The sequence below is a fragment of the Pseudomonas sp. MWU16-30317 genome, from assembly GCF_020515695.1.
Classification (GTDB): domain Bacteria; phylum Pseudomonadota; class Gammaproteobacteria; order Pseudomonadales; family Pseudomonadaceae; genus Aquipseudomonas.
Genome location: NZ_JAIWJA010000001.1, coordinates 380,010 through 404,649, shown reverse-complemented (window position 1 = coordinate 404,649; position 24,640 = coordinate 380,010). Strand labels below are relative to the sequence as shown.

The following is a 24,640-nucleotide window of genomic DNA, read 5'->3' as shown; positions in this document are numbered from 1 at the left end:
CAAGAGATGAAACCTGCCCGCCAATTTTCCTCGACAGCTGCTCTGACGTTTTGGTTATGCTAGGGTCAAATAAATCGCTAACCGCTTATTACCCATAAGGAAATGCTTGCGTCGCGTCCAACCGCAACACCGCCTGATGCTTGCGGGCCGCAGTGGCCTGCAGCTGTCGATTCAAGGAACCAGAGTATGGCTCAAAGACACGTCATCAACGCCTCGGTCAGCCCCAGGGGCAGCCTGGAGACCCTGTCCCAACGCGAAGTGCAGCAGCTCAGCGCTGCCGGTTCGGGCAGCACCTACACCCTTTTTCGCCAGTGCGCCCTGGCCATCCTCAATACCGGCGCCCATGTCGACAACGCCAAGACCATCCTCGAAGCCTACAAGAACTTCGAAGTCCGCATCCACCAGCAGGACCGCGGCGTACGCCTCGAACTGCTGAACGCGCCCGCCGACGCTTTCGTCGATGGGGAGATGATCGCCAGCACCCGTGAAATGCTCTTCAGTGCCCTGCGCGACATCGTCTACACCGAAAGCGAGCTCGAAAGCCAACGCATCGACCTCAGCAACTCCCAGGGCATCACCGACTACGTGTTCCATTTGCTGCGCAACGCTCGCACCCTGCGCGCCGGCGTAGAGCCCAAGATGGTGGTGTGCTGGGGCGGTCACTCGATCAACTCGGACGAGTACAAATACACCAAGCGCGTCGGTCACGAGCTGGGCCTGCGCAAGCTCGACATCTGCACTGGCTGCGGCCCTGGCGTGATGAAAGGCCCGATGAAGGGCGCCACCATCGCCCATGCCAAGCAGCGCCTGGAAGGCGGCCGCTATCTGGGGCTGACCGAACCCGGCATCATCGCCGCCGAAGCGCCCAACCCGATCGTCAACGAGCTAGTGATCCTGCCGGACATCGAAAAACGCCTCGAAGCCTTCGTGCGCGTCGGCCACGGCATCATCATCTTCCCGGGCGGCGCCGGTACGGCGGAGGAATTTCTCTACCTGCTGGGCATCCTCATGCACCCGGACAACCACGACCTGCCCTTCCCGGTCATCCTCACCGGGCCGAAAAGCGCGGCGCCGTATCTCGAACAACTGCACGCCTTCGTCGGCGCTACCCTGGGTGAAGCGGCGCACAAGCATTACCAGATCATCATTGACGATCCAGTCGAAGTTGCGCGGCAGATGGCCTCGGGCCTGAAGGATGTGCGGCTGTTCCGCCGCGAGCGCAACGACGCCTTCCATTTCAACTGGCTATTGCGCATCGAGGAGAGCTTCCAGCGGCCGTTCGATCCGACCCACGCCAACATGGCCAGCCTGCAATTGCGCAAGGACCTGCCGGCCCATGAACTGGCCGCCAACCTGCGCCGGGCGTTTTCCGGGATCGTGGCCGGCAACGTCAAGGACAAGGGCATTCGCCTGATCGAGGAGCATGGCCCCTACGAGATCCACGGCGATGCCTCGATCATGCAGCCGCTGGACAAACTGCTGCAGGCGTTCGTGGCGCAACACCGGATGAAGCTGCCTGGTGGCGCGGCGTACGAGCCGTGCTACCGCGTAGTGACCTGACCTTGTGGGAGCGGGCTACACCCGCTCCCACAGCTGCAAGCTGCAAGCGTTCAGTGTGTCAGTTCAATCCTCCAGAGCATCTGAATTTTCTGGCTTGGCGAACCGATAGGTCGTGAAGCAGCACACCAACAAGCCACTGACCGCCAGCATGCCGCCCACCAGCCCGATGTTCGATGTGCCCAGCTGACTCATCACCACGCTGCCCAGCAGCGCACCACCGCCGATACCGATGTTGTAGATCCCGGAATGCAAGGCCATGGCCACGTCGGTGGCATCCGGCGCCAGGCTGATGACCTTGGACTGCATCACCAGGCCGAAGCACATGATCGCCGCGCCCCAGATCACACTCAAGGCGCCCAGGTGCGAAGCGTTCAGAGAGAACGGCAACAGCAACATCAGGCACAGCCCCAGCACCGCCACCGAAGCGATCAAAAAGCCCCGCGGGAAGCGGCTGCTGTACAGGCTGAACAACAGCGAACCGATGACTCCGGCGCCGCCAAACAACAGCAACAGCACGGTGGTCATGTCGCCGCTCAAGCGCGCCACCCCTTGCGCGAAGGGTTCGATATAGCTGTAGGCCGTAAAGTGCGCAGTGACCACCAACGCCGTCAGCACATACAGCGACACCAGCGCCGGGCGCTTGAACAGAATCGGCAAGCTGCGCAGCGAACCCGAGTTCTGGCTCGGCAGCAACGGCAGCGTCTTGGCCAGCCACAGCACGGTCAGCGCCGCCACCCCGGCGATCGCCAGGAAGGTCGTGCGCCAGCCCAGCGCTTCACCGACGATACGCCCGATCGGGATGCCCAGCACCATCGCCAGCGACGTGCCAGTGGCCAGCAGCCCCAGCGCCTGCACTTGTTTGCCCGCCGGCGCTACACGCACCGCCAGCGACGCGGTGATCGACCAGAACACCGCGTGGGCAACGGCGATACCGATGCGGCTGATCAGCAACACAGCAAAGCTGTTGGCCATGCCGGACAGAATGTGGCTGGCGATAAACACCACAAATACGGCTACCAGCAAGGTGCGCCGTTCGATATTGCGGGTCAGCAGCATCATCGGCAACGACAGCAAGGTCACCACCCACGCATACACCGTGAGCATCAGCCCGACCTGGGCAGTGGTCATCGAAAAGCTGTGGCCGATCGCGCTCAACAGGCCGACCGGCACGAATTCGGTGGTATTGAAGATGAAGGCGGCAAGAGCCAGAGCGATAACGCTCAACCAGCTGCCAGCCTGAGTGCTCGTGGATGTATTCATCGAGTGTCCGTCAAACCTCATGGTGCCTTGCGCCCGCAACGGCCGTGAGCTGCACGCAAGAACCGGTAAACCCGCCCCTACAGAAAATCCACGCACGAAAACCCCGCTCGAAGGGAATCCCTTGAACGAAGCAGCAATGAGCAGAATTTTTATCGGTATGGTTTTTTCGGTACGAGAGGTACGGCCAGATGCAGGGCATTCTACGCCGGTGCCGGGCACGGGACAATAATCCCCTGGGTGAGGATCGGCCGTTTGGCGCCAAACGGTTGCGACCGGTTGCCGCATGCGCTGCTGCCGCGCCACCCCGGGCAATAGCCCAGACAGGCTGCTAGACTGCTGCGCAGCTTGCCCTCCGAGGACTTTATGATCGACATCCGCCCCATGACCGCCGCCGATTTCGAGCGCTTCTGGCCGACCTTCCAGGCCGTCGCCGAGGCCCGGCAAACCTATGCCTACGACCCGGCCCTGACCTTCGAGCAAGCCCGCTATCTGTGGCTTGAACTGCCCTTGCACACTCTGGTGGCCGAGGCAGATGGCCAGTTGCTTGGCAGTTACTACCTCAAGGCCAATGCCGCCGGGCCCGGCAGCCATGTCAGCAACTGCGGCTACATGGTCACCGAGGCGGCGCGTGGCAAAGGCGTCGCACGGCTGATGTGCGAGCATTCCCAGCAGCTGGCGCGCGATAACGGGTTTTTGGCCATGCAGTTCAACTCGGTGGTCGCCAGCAACGAAGTGGCAGTGGCCTTGTGGCAGAAACTCGGGTTCGAGGTGGTCGGGCGCTTGCCCAAAGCCTATCGCCACGCTCTACACGGGTTCGTGGATTGCCTGGTGATGTACAAATGGCTGACCGCAGAACCCGCCTTGGCGCCCACCTCTTCGCCTAAGCTGCTGATCGGGCGCAAAAATATCGAATCGGTCGTGTCCAGACCGCGACGCACGCCCCGTGGCTAGCGGCATACATGCCAAAGGACAGACGTGAATGGCATCTGAAAAATCGGTGAAAAAAACGTAATGAATCTGTAGAACTTTGCGCAATGACCTAAGGTCATTAGCGAACACTGGCTTGTAAAGTTGATGTTACAAAAGCCTGGAGGGCCGCCTTTGGAGGCCTCTATCAAGGCGTTGTGCAAGCGACGGTGAAACCTGGACAGTACGTCATAAAAAAACAAACCAGATGGAGCTTGAAAAATGGGGTTGAAGCGTAGTCTCGCAATCAAATGTGCGATGGGGTGTCTGGTAGCAGCCATGGCCGGCAGCGCCCAGGCAGCCACGATCAGCGGCGCAGTCGGCATGACCGGTCAGAGCGACATGACCTACCGAGTCGGCCTGGGGCTGGATTGGGACAAGACCTGGCTGCAGTCCTCGGTGGGCCACCTTACCGGTTACTGGGACCTGGGCTTCACCTACTGGGAAGCGGGTGAACACACCAGCGCGCGGCAGTCGATTTCTTTTGCACCGGTGTTCGTCTACGAGTTTGGCGGTGGCACTGTGGTGCCCTACCTCGAAGCCGGCGTCGGCATCGCCGGTTTCAGCGGCACCCATGTGGGCAGTCGCGATCTGGGCTCCTCATTCAACTTCGAGGACCGCCTGGGGGTGGGCCTGAAGATCGCCCAGGTGCACCGCGTCGGCGTGCGCGTCATTCACTATTCCAACGCCGGGCTCAGTGAGCCTAACGAGGGGATCGAGTCGTACTCGCTGTTCTACAGCATGAACTTCTGATTTTCCCTACCGATTGCCTGTAGCGAAGGGGCTTACTCTGGACAGATTTCCAGACAACCACCATGGAGGCTGACCCGCCCCTTCCTAGTGCGAGACCCTCGCTACAGGGCCAAGAGCAAGACTCGGAGTTTTATCGATCTCGCAGGGCTTTATAGTGAGCTCATCGCCTGAACGTCGAGTCCGATATGAAACCCGCATCCACCACCCCGAATGCCGAGCGCATCACCCGCGCCTGCCAACTGATCGAACAGGCCGACACCCTGCCGAGCCTGAACGAGCTGGCAGACGCCGTGGGGCTCAGTGCGTTCCACTTTCATCGCCAGTTCAAGGCCGCCACCGGACTCACACCCAAGGCCTATGGCGCTGCGCACCGGGCACGCAAGCTGCGCACGGCGCTGACTCAGGGCAGCTCGATCACCGAGGCCTTCTACGACGCAGGCTTCAACTCCAATGGTCGCTTCTACGAGGCCGCCACTGGCCTGCTTGGCATGAAGCCCGCAGACTTTCGCGGCCGCGGCCACAACAACCGCATTCGCTTCGCCGTGGGTGAATGCTCACTGGGTTCGATTCTGGTGGCGCAAAGCAACCGGGGTATCTGCGCCATCCTGTTGGGCGACGATCCCGATCAACTGCTGCAAGAGCTCCAACGGCAATTCGCCAATGCCGAGTTCATCGGTGGCGACGGCGATTTCGAACAGTTGGTTGCACAGGTGGTGGGCTTTATCGAGGCCCCGGCGCTGGGCCTCGACCTGCCGCTGGATATCCGCGGCACCGCCTTTCAGGAGCGCGTCTGGCAGGCACTGCGCACCATCCCGGTGGGCAGCACTGCCAGCTATGCGCAGATTGCCGCGCAGATCGGCGCACCCAACGCCTACCGCGCAGTGGCCCAGGCCTGCGGCGCCAACACGCTGGCCGTGGCGATCCCCTGCCACCGCGTGGTACGCAGTGACGGCGGGCTCTCGGGCTATCGCTGGGGCGTGGAGCGCAAGCGCCAATTGCTCGAAGGCGAACGGCCCGGTGCCTCCAGCGGCGAACCCGCAGACGGCTGAACCCGCACCCCTGCTCGCTAGAGCTGCCAGAACAGACAGGCCTGGGCCGCCACATCGAACCCCGGATTCATCGCGCCCAGCCAGCGAGGTTGCCGCACATAGGGTTGATGCACCACATGGCCGCCACCCTTGAGCGCATACAACACCACCGTGACGCCCTGGGGATTGCGCCACAGGCTGCGCATGGGCGCCAGTTTCGGCAATTGGTGAGCCGACACGGTGTCGTCCTGCTGCAACCGAGCACCCGCTCGCTGCGCGAAAAATTCTGCGGTCGCCATCGATGAGCGCACCGCGTCGCGCCGGGCCAGGCCGAACCAGCTTCCGCTGCCGCCCTCGAACGGATTGAGCCGGTCAGCCGTCCCGTTGATGATCAGCATCGGCACTGCCACGCCGCCCACTGCCGGCCCGGGGGCGTCACCGATCGGCAAACTGGCGGCGATCGCCGCGACACCGGCCAGCTGCTGTGGCACTGCCAGTGCCAGCCGATAGACCATCTGGCCGCCGCTGCCATAACCCAGTACATAGACCCGCTCGACATCGATCGCATGCTCGACAGCCATTGCCTCGATCATGGCCTGAATAAACGCTATGTCCTCGGGGCTGCCACTGCCCCACCCGGCTGGCTGGGCGGCCGGATAGGCCACCGCGAAGCCGCATACGCGCGCCTGCTGCTCCAGCGCCTGGCCGATCAACCCGCGCATCGCTGCAGGATCTTGTCTCTCGCCATGCAGCGCAATCACCAGCGGTGCGTCCGGGACCAGTTCGCGGGGGACGTAGGTGTCGTAATGGCGCGCGAGCGGCGCGCTGCCAAGCTCTCGATGAGCCAGCGTCCCTTGCACCAAAGACACGGGCACACGCCGAGCATGCAGCAGGTAAATCGCGGCGCCGCCGAGCATCAGCAGGACGACCAACAGCGCAAGCACAATCCACATCGTCGGGTGGCTCTCCTCGCGGGGCGATTGTCGGGAACATACAGCCAGTGGCGATAACTTAACTATACGTCGCACGCCGCACGCCAAACGCCGGGCCCGAGACAGACGAGCCGTACTTCTGTTTGGCGGACTGTAGGCCATGGTAGTTCAAGCGCGCCACGAAAAAATATTCAGTTGAAAGACAACGCCGCCTCGGCTACAAGTTTGCCTCGGGCGCCCACCGCTGATGGGGGCGGCGTCTTTCGGATCGACACACCCACGCCGCGACAAGAATAATCCTGTCCTTGAGACCTGCGGTGTCGATCGATTTCAACCGCATTGATCCTGCAAAAAAAGGTAAACCGATGAAAGTGCTCATGCTCCACGGCATCAATCACAACATGTTCGGCAAGCGCGATCCAAAGCAGTACGGCACCATCACCCTGGCCGAGATCGACGACCAGCTGCGCGCCCTGGGCAAGGAGCTGGACACCACGGTCGAGACCTTTCAGACCAACCATGAAGGCGAGATGTGCGAGCGCATTCACCAGGGCTACCTGGACAAGGTCGATGCCGTGTTGATCAACGCTGGCGCCTGGACTCACTACAGCTACGGCATCCGCGATGCGCTGGCGATTCTGGAAGTGCCGGTGATCGAAGTGCACATGTCCAACATTCATGCCCGTGAAGAATTCCGCCATCACTCGGTATTCGGCGAAATCGTCACGGGGCAGATCTGTGGCCTTGGCGTCGACAGCTACCTGTTGGCCCTGCGCGCCGCCGTTTCGGCCAACCAGCGCAAGTAAGCATCCGCGTGCGGTCGTGCTCAGCCTATCTGGCGGCTGACGAAGTCCACGAACGCGCGACTTTTGGTGGGGGGTTGCATGCGTGGCGGCAGCAGTGAATACAGGCTCAGCCGCTCGTCAGGCCAGTCGGGGAACAGCTCGACCAGGCAGCCCTGCGCCAGCAGCGCTTCGTTGCCCAGTGCCATCAACTGGGCGATCCCCTCACCCGCCAGGCAACAACTGTGCAAGGTGTTCACGTCGTTGACCGTCAATACGCCTTCGGTGGTCACGTCCAGGCGCTGACGGCCACGATGGAACGCCCAGTCATGCAAACGCCCAAGCTCGGCATCGCGATACTGAATGCAGCGATGCTCGGCCAGCTCCTGCGGGGTGCGCGGCCGGCCATGAGCGGCCAGATAGCCGGGTGTGGCGACGGTCAGCAGCCGAGTGTCCATTAACTGACTGGCCTGCAAGTGGCTGACGGGCGGCTCGCCAAAACGCAGGCCCAAGTCGAACCCTTCGCCGACCAGGTCCCCGAGGCGTTCGCGGGTCACCAGCTCGAGCTGGACCTCAGGGTAGGCGCGCAGAAATTCCCCGATCAGAGCGCCGGACAGCAACCGCGCCAGACTAGGGTCGATGTTGACCCGCAAACGCCCACGCACTGCCGCCGCGCCGCGGGTAGTACTGTCGGCGGCTTCTTCGAGCCCGGCGAGCAACGGCATCACCAATGAATGAAAGCGCAGACCGTCCTCGGTGAGGCTCACCGTGCGGGTGGTGCGGTCGAACAAGCGGACCCCCAGGCGTGCCTCCAGCCGGGCTATGGCGCGGCTGACGCCGGGCTGTGACATATCCAGAATGTCACCTGCCGCTGCAAAGCTGCCTTGCTCGACAATGGCGACAAATACACCCATTCCATTCATTGAACGTTCGTCAAAAGCCATGACACATGCTGTTCCGTCATCAGTCAGAGGAGGGCCATGTTATCTGTTAATGGATTCTTTGCCACCCCACAATCGGCGTCGCCTGTGTGTTTCATCAGGTCGCAGGCAGATTCCTGGCCAGCGCGGAGCTCTGCTACGATGCCCCAAGCCTACGCTGACGCACCAGCGCGGCCCCGACCAGCGAGCCCTACCGCCCCATGGATTCCAACTCCTCACCGCCCCCGGCGGCCAAGCCTCACGCAAATAAAACACCGCCAACGCCGCGCAGCAGACGCACCCTGGATCTGCTCGGCGGCGGCAGCGAACCCGATCCACGCTTTACCTTGGCCAACGAACGCACCTTCCTGGCGTGGATTCGTACCGCGCTGGCGCTGATGGCGGGTGGCATTGCCGTCGAGGCCTTCACCGCCGATGTGTTCATGCCTGAATTGCGCAAGACGCTGGCCATTACCCTGCTTGTGCTGGGCATGCTTATCAGTGTCAGTGCTTGCCTGCGCTGGCTGAATGTCGAACGCGCGATGCGCCAGCGCAATCCGTTGCCCTTGCCGCTGCTGGTGCCGTTGCTGTCCATTGGCGGCGCACTGGTGACGGCGGTGCTGATCGCTTTCGTTGCTTTGCGCCAGGTGTGAGCCGCGATGACCAGCCTGCACCATGACGTCGGCCTGCAACCGGAACGCACCCTGCTGGCGTGGCGGCGCACGCTGCTGTCATTGCTGGCGGTCAGCACGTTGTTCTTGCGCTGGATCCCCCACCACGGCGCGTTTGCCTTCGGCCTGATCGGCGTGGCGATGTTCAGCGTGGTGACGATCTGGCTGGGGCAATGGCGGCGTTACCGGGTCAGCGCCCGCGCGATCAGCGAGAACCGTACGCCGGTGGCGCTGCCGGAAATCGCCGCCTTGGGGCTCGCCTGCAGCGTGCTCGGCGCGCTGGGACTCTATGTAGTCTTAAGATTTTGACCGCCGCTGTAGCGAGGGGGCTTGCCCCCATCACGGTGGATCAGACACTGCTGCAGTGATTGGCAGCCCCTATTGGGGCAAGCCGCCGCTTTTAGAGGAGCGATGAGTGACGTTGCCCCTTGGTAGCCTGCCCCAGCACGCGGGATAGCTGATCCACCGAGTAAGGCTTGTGCAACAGCTCGAACCCCGCCAGGCCACTTTCCTCAAGGACATGACTGTAGCCACTGGTGAGGATCACCGGTAGTTGCGGAAACAGCTCACCGATACGCGTCGCCAGCTCGATACCGTTGATGCCCGGCATGACCACATCGGAAAACACGACGTCGAAACGCCCCGGCGCCGATGTCAGCTCGACCAAGGCGCGCTCGGCGGACTTCACCCACACCGGCGCATACCCCAGCTCCAGCAGCGACTCGGCAGCAAAGGCGCCGACCTCTTCGTTGTCCTCGACCACCAGCACACAAACGCCCCCGCCACTCACCTGCGCCAGCTCGCCGATCACAGCCTCGGTGGCCGTGCGCGCCTGCACGCTGGGCAAGTACAAGGTGAAAGTCGCGCCTTGGCCTGGGACGCTGTGCACTTGCACGTCGCCGCCCGACTGCCGGGCGAAGCCGAAAACTTGAGACAACCCCAACCCGGTGCCGTCGCCAAAAGCCTTGGTGGTAAAGAAGGGCTCGAAGATCCGCGCCAGATCTGCAGGATCGATACCCGCCCCCGTATCGCTGATCGCCACCGCGACGAATTGACCCTTGGCCGCATGCTGCCCGGGGATCGCATCGACCTTGGCGACCGTGATCGTCACCCTGCCCTGCCCGGCCATGGCGTCTCGGGCATTGACCGCCATATTGATCAGTGCGGTATCGAACTGGCTCGGGTCGGCATGGATGAAGCACACCTCGTCCGGCAACTGCAGGTCGATGTTCACTCGCGAGCCGACCAGGGTATTGAGCATGCCGATGACGGCACTGACGCTGGCGCCGACATCAAAGGCTTCAGGCTTGAGGGTCTGGCGTCGCGCAAAAGCCAGCAACTGGCCAGTGAGGCGCGTGGCGCGGTTGACCGTCTCGGAGATCGCCTCAACGTAACGCTGGCGCCGCTCGGGCGCCAGATTAGGCCGCCCGAGCAGATCGGTGGAGGAGCGAATCACGGTCAGCAGATTATTGAAATCGTGGGCCACACCACCGGTCAGTTGCCCCACGGCTTCCATTTTCTGCGCCTGGCGCAGCGCTTCTTCAGTATCGAGCAAGGCGCGAGTGCGGCTCTCGACCTGCTGTTCCAGGGAGGCCGTCAGGGCCCGCAAGCGATGTTCGGCGCGGCGCCGCTCCACCGCCATGCGGGTTCGGTGAGCCACTTCGCGCACCAGCGCGAGATCCGCCGGGTGCCAGACCCGTTGTTCGGCATGGTTGAGGTAAAGCAGCGCCACCATGCCGCCCTCTTCATTGACCGGCATGTTGACGAAAGCCTGGGCGCTGATGGCCTTGAGTGCGGCCGCGGTGGCGGCCGTCATTGGGTCTTTCTCGGCATCGGCTATCACGATGGTCTCACCACGCTTGAGTGGTTCGATGTAAGAGCCGTAGTCGCGAAAACGCAAAACCCCGGCCAGCGTCTTGATACGCGGGGCATTCCAGTCGCGTTCGATAGTGATGGTTTCGTTGAAGGTATCGACCAGGCCATAGCCGGCCCGACTGACTTCGAGGTGGCGGCCGAGGATCTCGGCGGCGGCATACGCCAGCTCTGCCGGATCGGCCAGGTCGCGGATACGATCGCTGAGCTGCGCCAACGCCTGGCGCCGGCCCTCTTCGGCCATGCGCTCGGTGATGTCCTGAGAAATACCGGTGATGCGCAGCGCCTGGCCCTGTGCATCACGCAGAGTACGGCCGCGCACATTGATCCAGCGCAGCTCGCCCGCCGGGGTGAACAGCCGGTAGTCGATCCTGTAATCGCTGCCACCGACGACACTCGCTTGCAGCGCCGCCTGCCGGCGCTCACGATCGTCGACATGAACGGCTGCAACCAGTTGCGCGTAGCTGAAAGCTTCGTCAGGGCCACGGCGATAGTGCTCCCGACAGGTCGCCGAGGTCGTCAGGATTTCAGACGCCAGGTCGAGGCTCCAATGGCCGACGTCGCCGGCCTCCAGGGCTTCACGCAGCTCCAGCACGCTCGCCTGCAACGCGGCGGTCTGTGCGCTGGGGCTGCCCTGCTGCGCCGGGTTGGAGGGATCGAGCGCATCGTTCATCAATATCGCCGTAGTCACGCTTTCGCCTTACATGGATTAGCGGTGGCCAACCGTCGGCTCGACGGGGCCGCAAAGGTACGACCCTCAGGGCTCGCAAGCGTTCAGCGATTGTGCCGCTATGTTTGCCCATTGATAGCAACTTTCACGCAGAGCGCCCGGCGACACGGTAGACTTTTCGCCTTCGCGCCCTTTTCAGGCCTTTCCGGAGCCCGCTTCATGTCTTCTTCGCCCGCCGTGGCACCCAGCGCTGCGCCGCAAATGACGCAGGGCCTGATCACCCTGTTCGCCTTTTGCTGCGGGGCTATCGTTGCCAATATCTATTACGCGCAACCGATCATCGACCTGATCGCCCCGCAGGTGGGCCTGTCGGCCCACGGCGCCAGCTTGATCGTGTCACTGACCCAGATCGGCTATGCCCTGGGCTTGTTGTTCTTGGTGCCGCTGGCCGATCTCCTGGAAAACCGCCGCTTGATGCTCGCCACCCTGGGGCTGTCGACGCTTAGCCTGCTGGCGATCAGCTTCACCACGTCGGCGCCGGCGCTGCTGGCGATGTCGTTGCTGGTGGGATTCAGTTCGGTGTCGGTGCAGATGCTCATCCCGCTGGCCGCCCACCTGGCACCCGAACAGACTCGCGGGCGCGTGGTCGGCAGCATCATGGGCGGCCTGCTGCTGGGCATCCTGCTGGCCCGGCCGCTGTCCAGCCTGATCGCCGACCATTTCGGCTGGCGTGCGGTGTTCATGACGGCCGCCGTGGTGATGCTGGTGATCATCGCAGTGATGGCGCGAACCATGCCACAGCGCCGACCCGACCATCACGCCAGCTACGGCGAATTGTTGCTGTCGCTGTACCACTTGATGGCCCGACACGCGCTGCTGCGCCAGCGCTCCTTGTATCAGGGCCTGATGTTCGGCGCGTTCAGCCTGTTCTGGACGGCGGTGCCACTGGAGCTGTCCCGCCAGCATGGCCTGAGCCAGAGCCAGATCGCCATTTTCGCCCTGGTCGGCGCTATCGGCGCAGTGGCCGCACCGCTGGCCGGGCGCTTGGCCGACGCGGGCCATACCGCCCGAGCATCACTGCTGGCCATGGTGCTGGCACCGCTGGCGTTCTGGTTAGCACTGGTGCATCCCGCCTACAGCGTGGTGGGCCTGGCGATCACCGGCGTGTTGCTGGATTTCGCCGTACAGATGAACATGGTGCTGGGCCAGCGCGCCATCTATGCGCTCGACGCCAATAGCCGCGGGCGCCTCAACGCGCTGTACATGACCAGTATCTTTATCGGCGGCGCGGTGGGCTCGTCGCTGGCCAGCAGCCTTTACGAACGCGGCGGCTGGGGCGCAATCGTGATCTGCGGCAGCGCCTTGCCGCTGGTCGCGCTGGCCTGCCTGCTGGTCAATTCGCGCCGCCGCTAGCCGCAAGATCACCCCCCATGCGGGAGCATCAGCCCCAGGTGTGCACCAACAGGTAGGTGGCCACCGTCAGACACACGCCAGCGAACAGACGCTGCAACGCCTGGGCGGGCACCCAGGGCGCCAGCAGCCTGCCGCAGAGCATGCCGACCAGGCAGGCGGCGATAAACCCGCCGCCAGCCGCCGGGATGCTCACCCCGGTGCGCAAGGCACCCACAATCGCAACTGTCGACACCAGCGCCACCACCATCAACGATGTGGCGACGACCCCATGCACACGGATGTCGGTCAGTTGCCGAAAGGCCGGCACCAGCAAAAAACCGCCGCCTACGCCCAGCAAGCCACTCAAGAAGCCGCAACAGGCGCCCAGTATCGCCAAGGTGGCCGCGCATTTGCGCGTCCAGTGCAGGCGGCCGGTGGCAGGATCGAGCATGCAGTTCTTCTGTTGCCAGCCACCGGACTCCTCGGTGCTGCCATTTGCCTTGATCATCCGCACCGCGACGACCACCAGCACCACGCTGAACAAGGTCGCCAGGGTGGCACTGGACAGACGATGGGCGACATAGAGCCCCCATGGCGCCATCATCGCGCCCAGCGCCGCCATCAACAGCGCCGCGCGGTAGCGCACCAGGCCCTTGCGCAAGCCATCGATGGCGCCCAATGCCGCCGCGCTACCCACCGCCATCAATGCCACCGGCGCCGCCTGAGTGATAGGCCAGCCCAGGCCGAGCACCAATGCCGGTACCGCCAGCACGCCACCGCCGGCCCCGGTCAGGCCGAGCAACATGCCGATCAGGACCCCAAATACCAGCGCCTCGATCATCCCGCGTGACCCAGCCCGAGCACCCGCCCGCAATAAAGCCCGGAGAGAGTTTTCATCACCTGGATCACCTCGTGACTGGCCAGGCCGTAAAAAATGTACTTGCCTTCACGGCGGGTGGCCACCAGGCCTTCATCGCGCAGTACCCCCAATTGCTGGGACAGGGTCGGTTGGCGCACGCCGGTCATGGCTTCGAGTTCGCCGACATTGCGCTCCCCCTGGGTCAATTGGCACAGGATCAGCAAACGGTCCTCGTTGGCCAGCGCCTTGAGCAGCGCACAGGCCTTGGAGGCCGACTCGCGCAGGCGGCTGACGTCTTCGGCAGTAAGGGAAAAGTCCATGGGGATGCTCTTGTTGGCAGGCATCGGCGGATTATCTTTGAACACACTATATAAAACAATATATTGTGTTTGCCTTGAATGATCACCAGGAGCTGAACATGTCAGCGCAAATAGAGTCATTCTTCGACGCCGACTCTTCGACCTTCAGTTACGTAGTCCACGCCGGCCCCCACAGCGCCTGCGCCATCATCGACCCGGTGCTCTCCTACGATCCACGTTCGGGGCGCACCAGCAAGGTCCGCGCCGACGAGATCGCCGCCTTCGTGCGTACGCACCAGTTGCAGGTGCAATGGCTGCTGGAAACCCACGCGCATGCCGATCATCTGTCTGCGGCGCCCTATCTGCGCGCGCAACTGGGTGGGCGCATCGCTATCGGCGAGCACATCTGTCAGGTGCAGAAGGTGTTCAAGACGGTGTTCAATCTCGAACCCGAATTCCACCTCGACGGCTCTCAGTTCGATCACTTGTTCAGCGCCGATGAATGCTTTCAGATCGGTGAGCTCAAAGCCCAGGCCCTGCATGTGCCGGGGCATACGCCTGCCGACATGGCGTTCGTGATCGACGGCGACACGTTATTCGTCGGCGATACGCTGTTCATGCCCGACGTCGGCACTGCGCGCTGCGACTTCCCGGGCGGCAATGCCCATCAGCTGTACCGCTCCATCAGTCGCCTGCTGGCCTATCCGCCGGCCACCGCGTTGTACCTGTGCCACGACTACCCGCCCGCCGGGCGTAGCGCGCGCTGCCGCAGCAGTGTTGGCGAACAGCGCGCGCACAACATCCACGTACGTGACGGCATCAGTGAGGAAGCGTTCGTGCAAATGCGCGAAACCCGTGACCGGGGCTTGCCAATGCCAGTACTGATGATGCCTGCGGTGCAGGTCAATATCCGGGCGGGAGAGTTGCCTCCTGCCGAAGCCAACGGCGTGCGGTATCTGAAGATCCCGCTGGACAATCTGTAGCGAGGAGGTTTGCCGGCAACAGCGTTTTGCAAGCTGACGCAATGGGACGTGACGCGCTGCCATCGGCAGCGAGCGCCCTCGCTACAGGGCAGGGGTCATGCTCAGTTCTGCTGCGGGCATTCACCTTGTACGCGGTAGTCCAATTCGTGCTCGACGCCCTCATGGTTGAGATAGAGCATCTTGGCCTTGTCGATGCCGCAAGGGCTGCCGGTGGTGTTGTCGCTGATCACCCGGGCCACATCGAGATGGACGAATGCCGCGTCCTTGTCCATCACCGGTTTGGTCTGCGCGGCAGTGGCGGCGAACACCGAAGAAGAGGCTACCAGCGCAAGGCCGAGGGCAAGTGTCTTGAATGACAGGTTCATGGTTTATCTCCGTAAGATATCCGAGGTTGAAGCCGTTGCCTGGCACTGTAAAAGCACGGTGCATCAGGGCTGCGGTTATCAGTATGACGCCTGCCAACCCTTGGCATTGCTCCCCTAAAGTTAGTTTCACCCCTTTGACCAAGGCCTATATCAGGGTTCATCCACAGTTTAATGTGTGCACATTGCCGATAATGCCACTGGCCCTGTCGAGTAAACCGATTCAGTCGCCCACCTGACTCAGACGGTTTAACTTGACACGCCCCTAAATAAACTTTTGTTAATATTCCTTTTCATCTGTAGCAAAGGCATAACGCTCCCAAACGCCCTGTGCGCTTCAGTGCGCTATAGTCAAGGCATCACCCGCCATCGGTAATCGCCATGCCCCAGGTTGAAACTCCGCACCAACTCGCCCTGCAACTGTTTCTGCGCCAACACCCGGAAGTGGCCCACGATCTTGATCGTCTCAATCCGTTGCTGGCCCAGGTCGCCGGCCTCACCCTCCAGCAATATCGCGAGGAACGTCTGCACGAGGCCTTCGAGCAAGAAGCCGAGCGCCTGGGCCTGTTCGCCTGGGAACTGACCTTGCAATTCACCAGCTCGACTCCGCAGGCCTTCGAAGAACAGCGCCGCGAAGTTCACCGCGAAGTCGCGCAGATGGCGCATATGGGCTGGGAAGAATATTGCGAGCTTAATAATCTGCCGAAATGAACCTGGCCGGACTGGTTATAAGGCCTCTGATAAATGTTATGACCAAGGGCACCCCTGCGCTCATTGCATTTTTGTTAACATCGTCGCCCCGACGTACCCACAACAAGACATTGCCCCTTGAACTTGTCTCGCTCCCCCACATCGATCTTCGCCCAACCCGGTTTCAGCGCGTTTTTGTGTGTGCGCCTGGCCGCCGTATTTGCTCAGCAGATTCAAGCGATCGTCATCGCCTGGCATATGTACGACCTGACTCGCGAGCCGCTGTCATTGGCCTATGTGGGCATGGCGCAGTTCATTCCGATGGTCATCCTGCTGTTGCCAGCGGGCGACTTGCTGGATCGCTACAACCGCCGCCGCATCCTGCAGATCAGCTGGACCGTGGCCACGTTCTCCAGTGGTGCTCTGTTGTGGCTAACGCTCAGTGGCACCCAGGAAACCCTGCCCTACTACCTCGCCATGCTGGTGTTCGGGTGCACCCGCGCCTTCACCGGCCCGGCGCTGCAAAGTCTGCTGCCGCAGATCGTCGCCCGCGCATACCTGGCCCAGGCGATTGCCACCAACAGCATGATCATGAAGATCGCCACCATCGCCGGCCCGCTGCTGGGGGGCTTGCTATACGCCGGCATCGGCGGCTGGACCTACGGCGTCTGCCTGCTGGGCTTCGCCACCGGTGTGATCCTGCTGCAATGGGTGCCCACCACCCACACGCCACCGCCCAAGCCGGACGACGGCACCACCGCGGTTACGCGCTTTACCGCCGGGATCCGCTTCATTACCTCGCAGCCGATCATCCTCGGGGCGATCTCGCTGGACCTGTTCGCGGTATTGCTCGGCGGCGTGGTTGCCCTGCTGCCGATCTACGCCCAGGAGATCCTGCACGTGGGGCCTGAAGGCCTGGGGCTGCTGCGCAGCGGCATTGCCGTGGGCGAACTGTGCATGGGCCTGTACCTGAGCATCCGCCCGGTCAACGCGCACATGGGCCTGCGCATGTTCGCCGCCGTCGCGGTATTCGGCCTGGCCAACATGGTGTTCGCCTTGTCGAGCTGGTTCTGGCTGTCGTTCGCGGCATTGATGGTGGCCGGGGCGGCGGACATGATCAGCGTGTACATCCGTTCGTCGCTGATCCAGTTCGCCACTCCGGATGCCATGCGCGGTCGGGTGAGCGCGGTCAATATGCTGTTCATCGGCTCTTCCAACGAGCTGGGCGAATTCCGCGCCGGAGTCAGCGCCACCGCGTTGGGCACTGTGCCGGCAGCGATATTCGGCGCGGTGAGCACGCTGGTCATCGTCACCGCCTGGACCCGGTTGTTCCGCCCGCTGTGGTTGGTGCAGAACAACGAAGCAGTGCTGCCGAAAAGCGCCCCAGTCGCGGAGCAGGCTGGGGCCTAGGGGCAAGCTGCAAGCAATTTGGGGGCGTTGGCCAGGGGTGTTCCATCAGGCCTGTCTGAATGGCGTCTAGGGCGCCAGCAGCGGATGACGCTTGAGATCGTCCAGCGCCAGCGGCCGCGCGAAGTAGTAACCCTGCGCGTGCCCGGCACCCATCTCCTGTAGCAGCCGCAGCGACTCGGCATCTTCGACGCCCTCGGCCACCACCGGCAGACCCAGCGATTCGGCCATGCGCACGATAGCGCGCACGATTGCCCGGCTACGGTCGCTGGCGGTCAGTTCAAGAATGAACGACTTGTCGATCTTCAAGCCGCTGAACTGAAACTGATGCACATAGCTCAAGGACGAGAAGCCCGCACCGAAGTCGTCCAGCACCACCGACATGCCCTGCTCCGCCAACTGCTGCATTGCCCGGCGGGCCTGATCCGGCTCGGCCACCAAGGCGCCTTCGGTCAGCTCCAGGCAGATGCGCGACGGCGCTACGCCATGGCTGGCCAGCACCGCCAGGGCCTCATCGGCAAACTCCGGGCGGGTGATGCTGTAACTCGAACAGTTGACGTGCACGATTGGCCAGTGCGCATGCTCCGGGTCCGCGAGGATCATCGCCACCGCCGCCAGCATGTACAGGTCCAGGCGCCCGATCAGGCGCAAGCCCTCGAGGGCCGGCAGAAAGTGCACCGGCGCGAGAATCTGGCCGTCAGGCAGACGCCAGCGAATCAATGCTTCGAGGGCGACCAACTGGCCGCTTTCGACATCGACGATGGGCTGGAAATACGGCAGCAGCTCATCCTGGCGCTTCAGCGCATTGCGCAGCGCACCTTCGCGCTCGACCTGATCGGAGAACTCGCGGCGCAGCTCCTGATTGAACACCGCAAAGCTGTCGCGGCCGGCATTCTTGACCCGATACATCGCGGTATCGGCGTCGCGCAGCAGGTCGGCAGGCTCGTGATGGAACTCGGCATCGGCACCGACGATACCGATGCTGCAGGACGAAAACACCACATGACCGTCGATATGGAACGGCAGGTCGAATGCCTCCAGGATCCGCTCGGCGATACTCACCGCCACTTCCAGCGGCGCGTGGGGCGCCAGCACGGCGAATTCATCACCGCCCAGACGCGCCAGCAGGTCTTCGTCGCGCAGGCAACTGCGCAGGCGCGCGGCCGCCTGCATCAGCAGCTGATCGCCGAAGTGGTGACCGCGGCTGTCGTTGATCAGCTTGAAGCGATCGAGGTCGAGGAACATCACCACCAGGTCGTTGCCGTCGCCGCGAAACGCCTCCCAGGCCGATTGCAGGCGCTGCTGCAAATGGCTGCGATTGGGCAGCGCGGTCAGGGCATCGTGAGCGTTTTCGTATTGCAGGCGGGCGTTGAGTTGATCGAGTTCGCGGGTGCGGCTCTGCACCCGCGCTTCGAGCTTGAGATTGGCGGCCAGCACTGCCTCCGCGGCGCTGCGGCGGGACAAGGCCGTATCGATATGGCGGGAAACGAACGTCAGCAGTTCCTGATCGCGGGTGCTATAGCTGACCAGGCGCGAATAGCTCTGCACCACCAACACGCCGCGCACCACATCGTCATCGAACAGCGGAATGCCCAGCCACGACTGCGACCGGATCGGGTCGCTGGTGCGCTGGATCTCGCCCGAGGCCATCAACAGGCTGGCGTCGTTGAAATCGATCAGACAGGCGCGGCGCTGGCGGATCACGTACTCGGTCAAGCCGCGATTGCTGCGACGCGGAGCCGGCGCGGCGCTTTGGTGTTCGTCGACGTAATACGGGAACGTCACTTCCTGGGTGGTGACGTCGTACAGCGCGATATAGAAGTTACGCGCTACCAGCAGCTCGCCGACGATGCCGTGCAGGCGCCGAAACAGCTGCTCCATGTCGCCGCTCTGGCTGGATAGCTCGGCGATCTGGAACAACGCGCTGTGCAGATGCTCGGCACGCTCGCGCTCGGCCACTTCCTGGCGCAATGCGGTGTTGAGCTGAGACAGCTCGCGGGTGCGCTGCGAGACGGTCTCTTCAATATCGGCGCGGTGCAGAATGCGGTCCAGCGCCATGGCCACGTGGCGGGCGACCACGAGAAACAGCGCGCGGTCTTCGGCACTGTAGATGCGCGGCACATCGTAGACCTGCATGGCGATCATGCCGAACACCTCGTCAGAGGCATTCTTCAGTGGCGCGCCCATCCAGAACTCCGGCCGGTCGCCCACGCAGAAGAACCGTTGTTGCGCCTGGGCCGCAGCGATACCGGCAGCATCGATCAGCAGCGGGGCTCCGCTGGTCAACACCTGGGCAGTCAAAGACAGGTGATCGCGGTCCAGGTACTCGTAAGTCTCGGCCTCCAACGCATCGACATCGATCTTGTCGACGTAATAGGGATAGCTGATCTTGCCAGTGGCCGAATCGTACAAGGCCAGGTAGAAGTTCTCGGCGTCGATCAACTGCGCCAACTGCTGGTGCACCGCCACCAGGAACTCAGAACGCTCGCGGGTAGTGCTGGCCAGATAGATGATGTCGTAGAGCACTCGCTGGGTGATCTGCGCACGCGCCAGGGCGTCGGTCTGCAGGCGCTGCCCCAGGCGGTAGGCCAGTTCGGCCAAGGCCGGGTCATGGGTTTCACTGATCGGCGCCAGCAGCCAGCCGAGCACGAACTCGCCGCGGCCCGCCGGCCAGCGATGCAAGCGGCGCGAGGCGCAAAAACTGTCGAACTGGTCGTTGTCGATACTGGCCGGCCAATCCAGTCGCGCGTCGCCCTCACCTACCCGGTGCAGCTGTTCCCCCGCCCGATAGATCACCCAGGCCTGGGTGTGCGCACTCCGGCGCGCGGCGCGCAGCAAGACGGACAGCTCGTCGGCAGCGAACTGATCATCAAAGGTATCGATGGTCCCTGATGACAGGGAACGGGACTCGAATGGCTGTCGCGGCGAAATCATGAGCACTCCATGGCGTAACACACTCGCTGCCCATCATCATGTGCTATCACCGCTGATGGCAATAGCCGCTCAGGCTTTACATGAAATACTGTGAAACTTATTTACATAAATCCTGGGTTTTCAACAACCTTGCCCAAAAACGGCGTCGCTTAGCGCTCAACCGCTCAGCCGTCGCGCTGGTCCTGATGAGACTTGAGTACCCGCGCTCGGCTATTGGCCAGGTGCACACGCATGGCCGCTCGCGACGCGTCGAAGTCCTGGCGGGCAATGGCGTTGTAGATGTGTTCGTGCTCACGCACCAGGCGGCTGTGCGCCAGCTGGCGGTCGAGGCGCGCGATGGAGGCGGTGCTCAGGCGTGCCCGGGGGAACATGCTGGTGCCGAAATGGGTAATGATTTCGATGAAATAGCGGTTGTTGGTGGCGTGGGCGATCTGCAGGTGGAACTGAAAGTCGGAGATGATCGAGCCACCGGTATCACTGGCCAACTCGAACCGCGCCAGCGACTCGCCGATGGCGCCAAGCTGCTCGTCGGTGCGCCGCAGCGCGGCCATCCCAGCGCCTTCGACCTCGAAGCTCATGCGTACATCGATGATCGCCAGCACGTCTTGCAGAGTGACGATAGTGGTCGGGTCGAGGCGCGATATCGCCGAACCTGGCGTATTGAGGACGAAAGTACCAATGCCGCGGCGAGTCTCTACCAGACCGGCCACCGCCAGGCGTGACAGCGCGTCACGCACGACCGAGCGACTGACGCCGCCCGCATCCATGAGTTCGACTTCGCTGGGCAGCTTGTCGCCGGGCTTGATCAGGCCATCGACGATCTGCTTCGAGTAGTCATCGACCAGGGTCTGGGCCAGGTTTCGCGACTTGCGCCGCGGGCTCTTTGGATCGAGGGGTTCAAACGCCAAGGGAATCAATCTGTCAGCGGAAAAGAACCCAATCATATAGCAGCGATGAGCGCTGTGACAGCCATGGCGCACTCCATGGAACGACCCGCAGGGCCGCCGGTCCATTCAATATGACCCATGCTGCGGCGATAGAGCGCATCAATGGGACAATCGGCACAGACGATTAGACGCCACCGGTGCCGGGCAGTACCGTACAAGGCACAGGCCGTGAAGCTTTAGCTGGCAGGGCCGATACAGAGTCTGCAGCAGGCCCGTGGCACTGGCGGCGCCACAGGCGTAATCTAGAGCCATCCATAACCCCTCAGCTTTGCGGCGCGGTATGCCACCATGGCAGCCACCGCCTCGCTTCCCCGCGAAGCCTCACATCTGGAGTCAAGGTGCAGGACAGTTATTCACGCAAAATCGATTATCTGCGCATTTCGGTCACCGACCGTTGCGATTTTCGTTGCGTCTATTGCATGGCCGAAGACATGCAATTCCTGCCCCGCGCGCGCATCCTCACCCTTGAGGAAATCGAAGCACTGGCCGCGCAGTTCGTCGCTCTGGGCACTCGCAAGATCCGTCTGACCGGCGGTGAGCCGCTGGTGCGTGCCGGCATCGTCGGTTTGTGCGAGCGTCTCAAGGCCCTGCCCGGGCTGCAGGAACTGTGCATGACCAGCAATGGCTCGCAGTTGGGCAAACTGGCGCAGCCGTTGTTCGATGCCGGCCTGGACCGTCTCAACATCAGCCTCGACAGCCTCGACCCTGCGCTTTTCCGGGAATTGACCCGTACTGGCGACCTGCATCAGGTGATCGCCGGCATCGATGCCGCCCGCGCCGCCGGATTTCGCCACACCAAGCTCAACTGCGTGGTGCTCAAGGGGCGCAACGACCACGAGATCAACGACCTGCTGCAGTTCGCCCTCGATCGCGAGCTGGATCTGACCTTCATCGAAGAGATGCCCCTGGGCACCATCAGCGAGCACAGCCGCGCCGAAGCGTTCTTTTCCAGCGAGCAGGTACGCGAGCGAATCAGCGAGCGCTACACCCTGATCAGCTCCGCCGAGAGCACCTCCGGGCCCTCGCGCTACTGGCGTGTGGCCGAGGCGCCGCACAGCCGCATCGGTTTCATCTCGCCCCACAGCCACAATTTCTGCGCCACCTGCAACCGCGTGCGCCTGACCGCCGAGGGCCGCCTGCTGCTGTGCCTGGGCAACGAGCACTCCGCCGATCTCAAAGCCGTGTTGCGCGGTCACCCCGGCCAACCGCACAAACTCGAGAAGGCCATCCTCGCGGCCATGGCCATCAAACCGTGGAAACACGAGTTCCGACTCGACGATGAAGTGCAGGTAGTACGCTTCATGAACATGACTGGCGGCTGAAAAAGGGAACGTCCGGGCGTCTGCGCCGTCTGTGCCTTATACCGCCACGACGCCGAGAGTCGCCCCATGAAATCCACGCCGCTGCTGTTTCTTGTCGCTGCCGCCCTGTCGACCTACCTTTGGGCCGCAGATCCCGACGCCAATCCCAACATCGAGCAGATGCACAAGGACTATATGGCGCCGATGAGCCAGATGAGCGAATCGATGCACAAAGGGGTGATGGCCGACGACCCCGACGTCGCCTTCGCCTCTGGCATGCTTGCCCATCACGAAGGCGCCGTCGCCATGGCCAGGGTCCAGCTCAAATACGGCAAGGACGCGCAGATGCGCAAATTGGCAGAAAACGTGATCAAGACCCAGGAAGCAGAAATCGTCGAAATGAAGGCCTGGCTGGCCAAGCATCCCACCTCAGGTCACTGAGTACCGCCAGCCGCTCGCTGCATGCCCGCAAAAAGGACTCATCGCTCATGGACGCCAGCGAGATCAACGGCAACGTCGCCAAGACGCTCATCGTTATCGGTGCCTCGGCCGGTGGTATCGACGCACTCAAGCAAGTGCTGTCCAAGCTGCCGGCCGATCTCCCGGCGGCAGTCGCCATCGTCCTGCACAGCGGCCCCAACAGCCCGCGCCTGCTGGCAGACATCTGGAATCAGCACAGTAGTTTACCGGTCAGCTATGCCAGCGGTGGCGAGGCAGTGCAAGCGGGACGGGTGTACATCGCCCCGCCCGATCAGCATCTGGAGGTCATCGACGGCGGCCGACTGCATCTGGACGACGGTCCGCGGGTCCTGCATTCGCGTCCCAGCGCCGACCGGCTGTTCGAAACCGCGGTGAAGGTGTTCGGTAAGCGCACCATTGGCGTGATTCTGACCGGCGGCGACGGTGACGGCGCCGCTGGCATGCGCGCCATTCATGCCGCAGGCGGCATTGGCGTCGTGCAGGAGCCCAGCGATTCAGTCGACCCGAGCATGCCGCTGACGACCCTGCGCACCGATCACCCACGCTACTGCGTGCCACTGCGGGATATAGGTGCGCTGCTCGGTGAGCTGGCGCTGAGGCTGGGATAGCTCGTTAGCTGCCCCGGCGGGTCAGTCCTTGTAATCCGTGCCGTGGCGATCCAGTTCGCGGATCAGGGCGTTCCAGTGGCGCTGGACACCTGGCCCGGTACCGCTGCTGAATACCTTGGCTTGTTCCTCGACCTTGGCGACAACTTCGGCTGGCGGGAAAATCAGTTCGGCATTGCCAGCCGTCTGCGCGGCGATCTGGATATTGCAGGCGTATTCCAGGCGATGCAGCTGCTGAAAGGCGTGTTCGACACTGACGCCCGCCGTGAGCAGGCCATGGTTGCGCAGGATCATCACGCTCTTCTCGCCCAGGTCGGCGACCAGGCGTTCGCGCTCGTCCAGGTCCAGCGCCACGCCTTCATAGCCGTGATAGGCCACTCGCCCGGAGAAGCCCAGAGAATGCTGAGAGATCGGCAGCAGCCCACCTTTTTGCGCGGACACCGCGATACCGTCGCGCGTATGGGTATGCAATACCGCCTTGAGGTCGGGACGCGCGGCGTGGATGGCACTGTGGATCACGTAGCCGGCGTAGTTGATGCCCAGGCCGGTCGGATCGTCGACGATGGTGCCGTCGATATCCACCTTGACCAGGTTGGACGCGCTGATCTCATCGAACAGCAGCCCGAAAGCGTTGATCAGAAAGTGTTCCTCAGGCCCCGGCACCCGCGCCGAGAAATGCGTATAGATGTGGTCGGTCCAACGCTTCAGCGCGGCCAGCCGATAGGCCGCAGCCAACGTGACACGCACTTCCCATTCTTCCGCCGACACGCGGTCGCGTACGGAAGTATCGAGGGACTCGTTGCTGACGGGCAAGGCACTGACATTGCTCATGGGTATCTCCGTATTCGAGGCTATCTGCTTTCAAGGCGCTGTGAGGGTGGCCATGCATCGCTGGTCAGGCATCGATGGCCAAGCATGGAACGCAGCCTAAAGCTACGGGGCATTGAAGGAAAAGCACTTTTCGGTC

At 62.8% G+C, this 24,640-nt stretch carries 24 protein-coding genes; 14 read left to right on the top strand and 10 right to left on the bottom strand.

The window, feature by feature from the left end:
- The first annotated feature begins 186 nt into the window (after positions 1–186).
- Positions 187–1,560, top strand: a complete 1,374-nt coding sequence (ppnN, locus tag LIX93_RS01885; protein WP_226502317.1) for a nucleotide 5'-monophosphate nucleosidase PpnN — start codon at positions 187–189, stop codon at positions 1,558–1,560.
- A 63-nt stretch (positions 1,561–1,623) separates the two neighbouring features.
- On the opposite strand, the gene LIX93_RS01880 is transcribed toward ppnN, so the two are convergent.
- Positions 1,624–2,820: a sugar transporter gene (locus LIX93_RS01880; protein WP_226502316.1), complete on the bottom strand. Its 1,197-nt coding sequence runs from the start codon at positions 2,818–2,820 to the stop codon at positions 1,624–1,626.
- Positions 2,821–3,183: 363 nt separating this feature from the next.
- Here LIX93_RS01880 and LIX93_RS01875 point away from each other — a divergent pair, with 363 nt between their 5' ends.
- From LIX93_RS01875 to ada, 3 genes are all read left to right on the top strand, one after another.
- Positions 3,184–3,771: an N-acetyltransferase gene (locus LIX93_RS01875; RefSeq protein WP_226502315.1), complete on the top strand. Its 588-nt coding sequence runs from the start codon at positions 3,184–3,186 to the stop codon at positions 3,769–3,771.
- A 294-nt stretch (positions 3,772–4,065) separates the two neighbouring features.
- A complete protein-coding gene (locus LIX93_RS01870) occupies positions 4,066–4,539 on the top strand; it encodes an acyloxyacyl hydrolase (protein WP_275948740.1) in 474 nt (157 codons plus the stop codon).
- A gap of 185 nt (positions 4,540–4,724) precedes the next feature.
- Complete coding sequence (gene ada / locus LIX93_RS01865; protein ID WP_226502314.1) at positions 4,725–5,588, top strand: bifunctional DNA-binding transcriptional regulator/O6-methylguanine-DNA methyltransferase Ada; 864 nt, start codon at positions 4,725–4,727, stop codon at positions 5,586–5,588.
- A 17-nt stretch (positions 5,589–5,605) separates the two neighbouring features.
- Here ada and LIX93_RS01860 read toward each other — a convergent pair whose 3' ends face one another.
- Positions 5,606–6,520, bottom strand: a complete 915-nt coding sequence (locus tag LIX93_RS01860; RefSeq protein ID WP_226502313.1) for a PHB depolymerase family esterase — start codon at positions 6,518–6,520, stop codon at positions 5,606–5,608.
- A 344-nt stretch (positions 6,521–6,864) separates the two neighbouring features.
- Here LIX93_RS01860 and aroQ point away from each other — a divergent pair, with 344 nt between their 5' ends.
- Positions 6,865–7,305 (top strand): type II 3-dehydroquinate dehydratase, encoded by a 441-nt coding sequence (gene aroQ, locus LIX93_RS01855; protein WP_226502312.1) that lies wholly within the window; start codon positions 6,865–6,867, stop codon positions 7,303–7,305.
- Between the two features lie 20 nt (positions 7,306–7,325).
- Here the strand turns inward: aroQ and LIX93_RS01850 are convergent, their stop codons facing one another.
- Positions 7,326–8,195 (bottom strand): LysR family transcriptional regulator, encoded by an 870-nt coding sequence (locus tag LIX93_RS01850; protein ID WP_226502311.1) that lies wholly within the window; start codon positions 8,193–8,195, stop codon positions 7,326–7,328.
- A 227-nt stretch (positions 8,196–8,422) separates the two neighbouring features.
- On the opposite strand from LIX93_RS01850, the gene LIX93_RS01845 reads away from it, so the two are divergent.
- A complete protein-coding gene (locus LIX93_RS01845; protein WP_346015207.1) occupies positions 8,423–8,854 on the top strand; it encodes a DUF202 domain-containing protein in 432 nt (143 codons plus the stop codon).
- A gap of 6 nt (positions 8,855–8,860) precedes the next feature.
- Entirely contained in the window at positions 8,861–9,181 is a 321-nt protein-coding gene (locus LIX93_RS01840) for a DUF202 domain-containing protein (protein WP_226502310.1), read from the top strand.
- A gap of 91 nt (positions 9,182–9,272) precedes the next feature.
- On the opposite strand, the gene LIX93_RS01835 is transcribed toward LIX93_RS01840, so the two are convergent.
- The gene (locus LIX93_RS01835) at positions 9,273–11,435 is read right to left on the bottom strand and encodes an ATP-binding protein (RefSeq protein WP_226502309.1); all 2,163 of its coding nucleotides are present in this window, start codon (positions 11,433–11,435) and stop codon (positions 9,273–9,275) included.
- A gap of 198 nt (positions 11,436–11,633) precedes the next feature.
- On the opposite strand from LIX93_RS01835, the gene LIX93_RS01830 reads away from it, so the two are divergent.
- Positions 11,634–12,827 (top strand): MFS transporter, encoded by a 1,194-nt coding sequence (locus LIX93_RS01830; protein ID WP_226502308.1) that lies wholly within the window; start codon positions 11,634–11,636, stop codon positions 12,825–12,827.
- Between the two features lie 28 nt (positions 12,828–12,855).
- Here the strand turns inward: LIX93_RS01830 and LIX93_RS01825 are convergent, their stop codons facing one another.
- The gene (locus LIX93_RS01825) at positions 12,856–13,647 is read right to left on the bottom strand and encodes a sulfite exporter TauE/SafE family protein (RefSeq protein ID WP_226502307.1); all 792 of its coding nucleotides are present in this window, start codon (positions 13,645–13,647) and stop codon (positions 12,856–12,858) included.
- Positions 13,644–13,985, bottom strand: a complete 342-nt coding sequence (locus LIX93_RS01820) for a metalloregulator ArsR/SmtB family transcription factor (protein WP_226502306.1) — start codon at positions 13,983–13,985, stop codon at positions 13,644–13,646. Before LIX93_RS01820 ends, LIX93_RS01825 begins: the two co-directional genes overlap by 4 nt.
- Before the next feature lie 98 nt (positions 13,986–14,083).
- Between LIX93_RS01820 and LIX93_RS01815 the strand changes: the two genes are divergently transcribed.
- On the top strand, positions 14,084–14,947 hold the full coding sequence (locus tag LIX93_RS01815; protein ID WP_226502305.1) for an MBL fold metallo-hydrolase: 864 nt from the start codon (positions 14,084–14,086) through the stop codon (positions 14,945–14,947).
- Between the two features lie 101 nt (positions 14,948–15,048).
- Here LIX93_RS01815 and LIX93_RS01810 read toward each other — a convergent pair whose 3' ends face one another.
- The gene (locus LIX93_RS01810; protein WP_226502304.1) at positions 15,049–15,312 is read right to left on the bottom strand and encodes a DUF2790 domain-containing protein; all 264 of its coding nucleotides are present in this window, start codon (positions 15,310–15,312) and stop codon (positions 15,049–15,051) included.
- Between the two features lie 378 nt (positions 15,313–15,690).
- Here LIX93_RS01810 and LIX93_RS01805 point away from each other — a divergent pair, with 378 nt between their 5' ends.
- Both LIX93_RS01805 and LIX93_RS01800 read left to right on the top strand, forming a co-directional pair.
- Entirely contained in the window at positions 15,691–16,020 is a 330-nt protein-coding gene (locus LIX93_RS01805; RefSeq protein WP_226502303.1) for a DUF6388 family protein, read from the top strand.
- Positions 16,021–16,143: 123 nt separating this feature from the next.
- Complete coding sequence (locus LIX93_RS01800) at positions 16,144–17,409, top strand: MFS transporter (RefSeq protein WP_226502827.1); 1,266 nt, start codon at positions 16,144–16,146, stop codon at positions 17,407–17,409.
- Between the two features lie 66 nt (positions 17,410–17,475).
- On the opposite strand, the gene LIX93_RS01795 is transcribed toward LIX93_RS01800, so the two are convergent.
- Together LIX93_RS01795 and LIX93_RS01790 are read right to left on the bottom strand one after the other, a co-directional pair.
- Positions 17,476–20,340, bottom strand: coding sequence for an EAL domain-containing protein (locus LIX93_RS01795; protein WP_226502302.1), 2,865 nt, complete (start codon positions 20,338–20,340; stop codon positions 17,476–17,478).
- A 164-nt stretch (positions 20,341–20,504) separates the two neighbouring features.
- A complete protein-coding gene (locus LIX93_RS01790; protein WP_226502301.1) occupies positions 20,505–21,248 on the bottom strand; it encodes a FadR/GntR family transcriptional regulator in 744 nt (247 codons plus the stop codon).
- Between the two features lie 377 nt (positions 21,249–21,625).
- Here LIX93_RS01790 and moaA point away from each other — a divergent pair, with 377 nt between their 5' ends.
- From moaA to LIX93_RS01775, 3 genes are all read left to right on the top strand, one after another.
- Entirely contained in the window at positions 21,626–22,609 is a 984-nt protein-coding gene (gene moaA, locus LIX93_RS01785) for a GTP 3',8-cyclase MoaA (RefSeq protein WP_226502300.1), read from the top strand.
- Between the two features lie 66 nt (positions 22,610–22,675).
- Positions 22,676–23,029: a DUF305 domain-containing protein gene (locus LIX93_RS01780; protein ID WP_226502299.1), complete on the top strand. Its 354-nt coding sequence runs from the start codon at positions 22,676–22,678 to the stop codon at positions 23,027–23,029.
- A 47-nt stretch (positions 23,030–23,076) separates the two neighbouring features.
- Positions 23,077–23,676 carry a chemotaxis protein CheB gene (locus tag LIX93_RS01775; protein ID WP_226502298.1) on the top strand — a complete coding sequence of 200 codons (600 nt, stop codon included), beginning with the start codon at positions 23,077–23,079 and terminating at the stop codon, positions 23,674–23,676.
- Between the two features lie 21 nt (positions 23,677–23,697).
- On the opposite strand, the gene LIX93_RS01770 is transcribed toward LIX93_RS01775, so the two are convergent.
- On the bottom strand, positions 23,698–24,504 hold the full coding sequence (locus tag LIX93_RS01770; RefSeq protein WP_226502297.1) for a class II aldolase/adducin family protein: 807 nt from the start codon (positions 24,502–24,504) through the stop codon (positions 23,698–23,700).
- Positions 24,505–24,640: the final 136 nt, after the last annotated feature.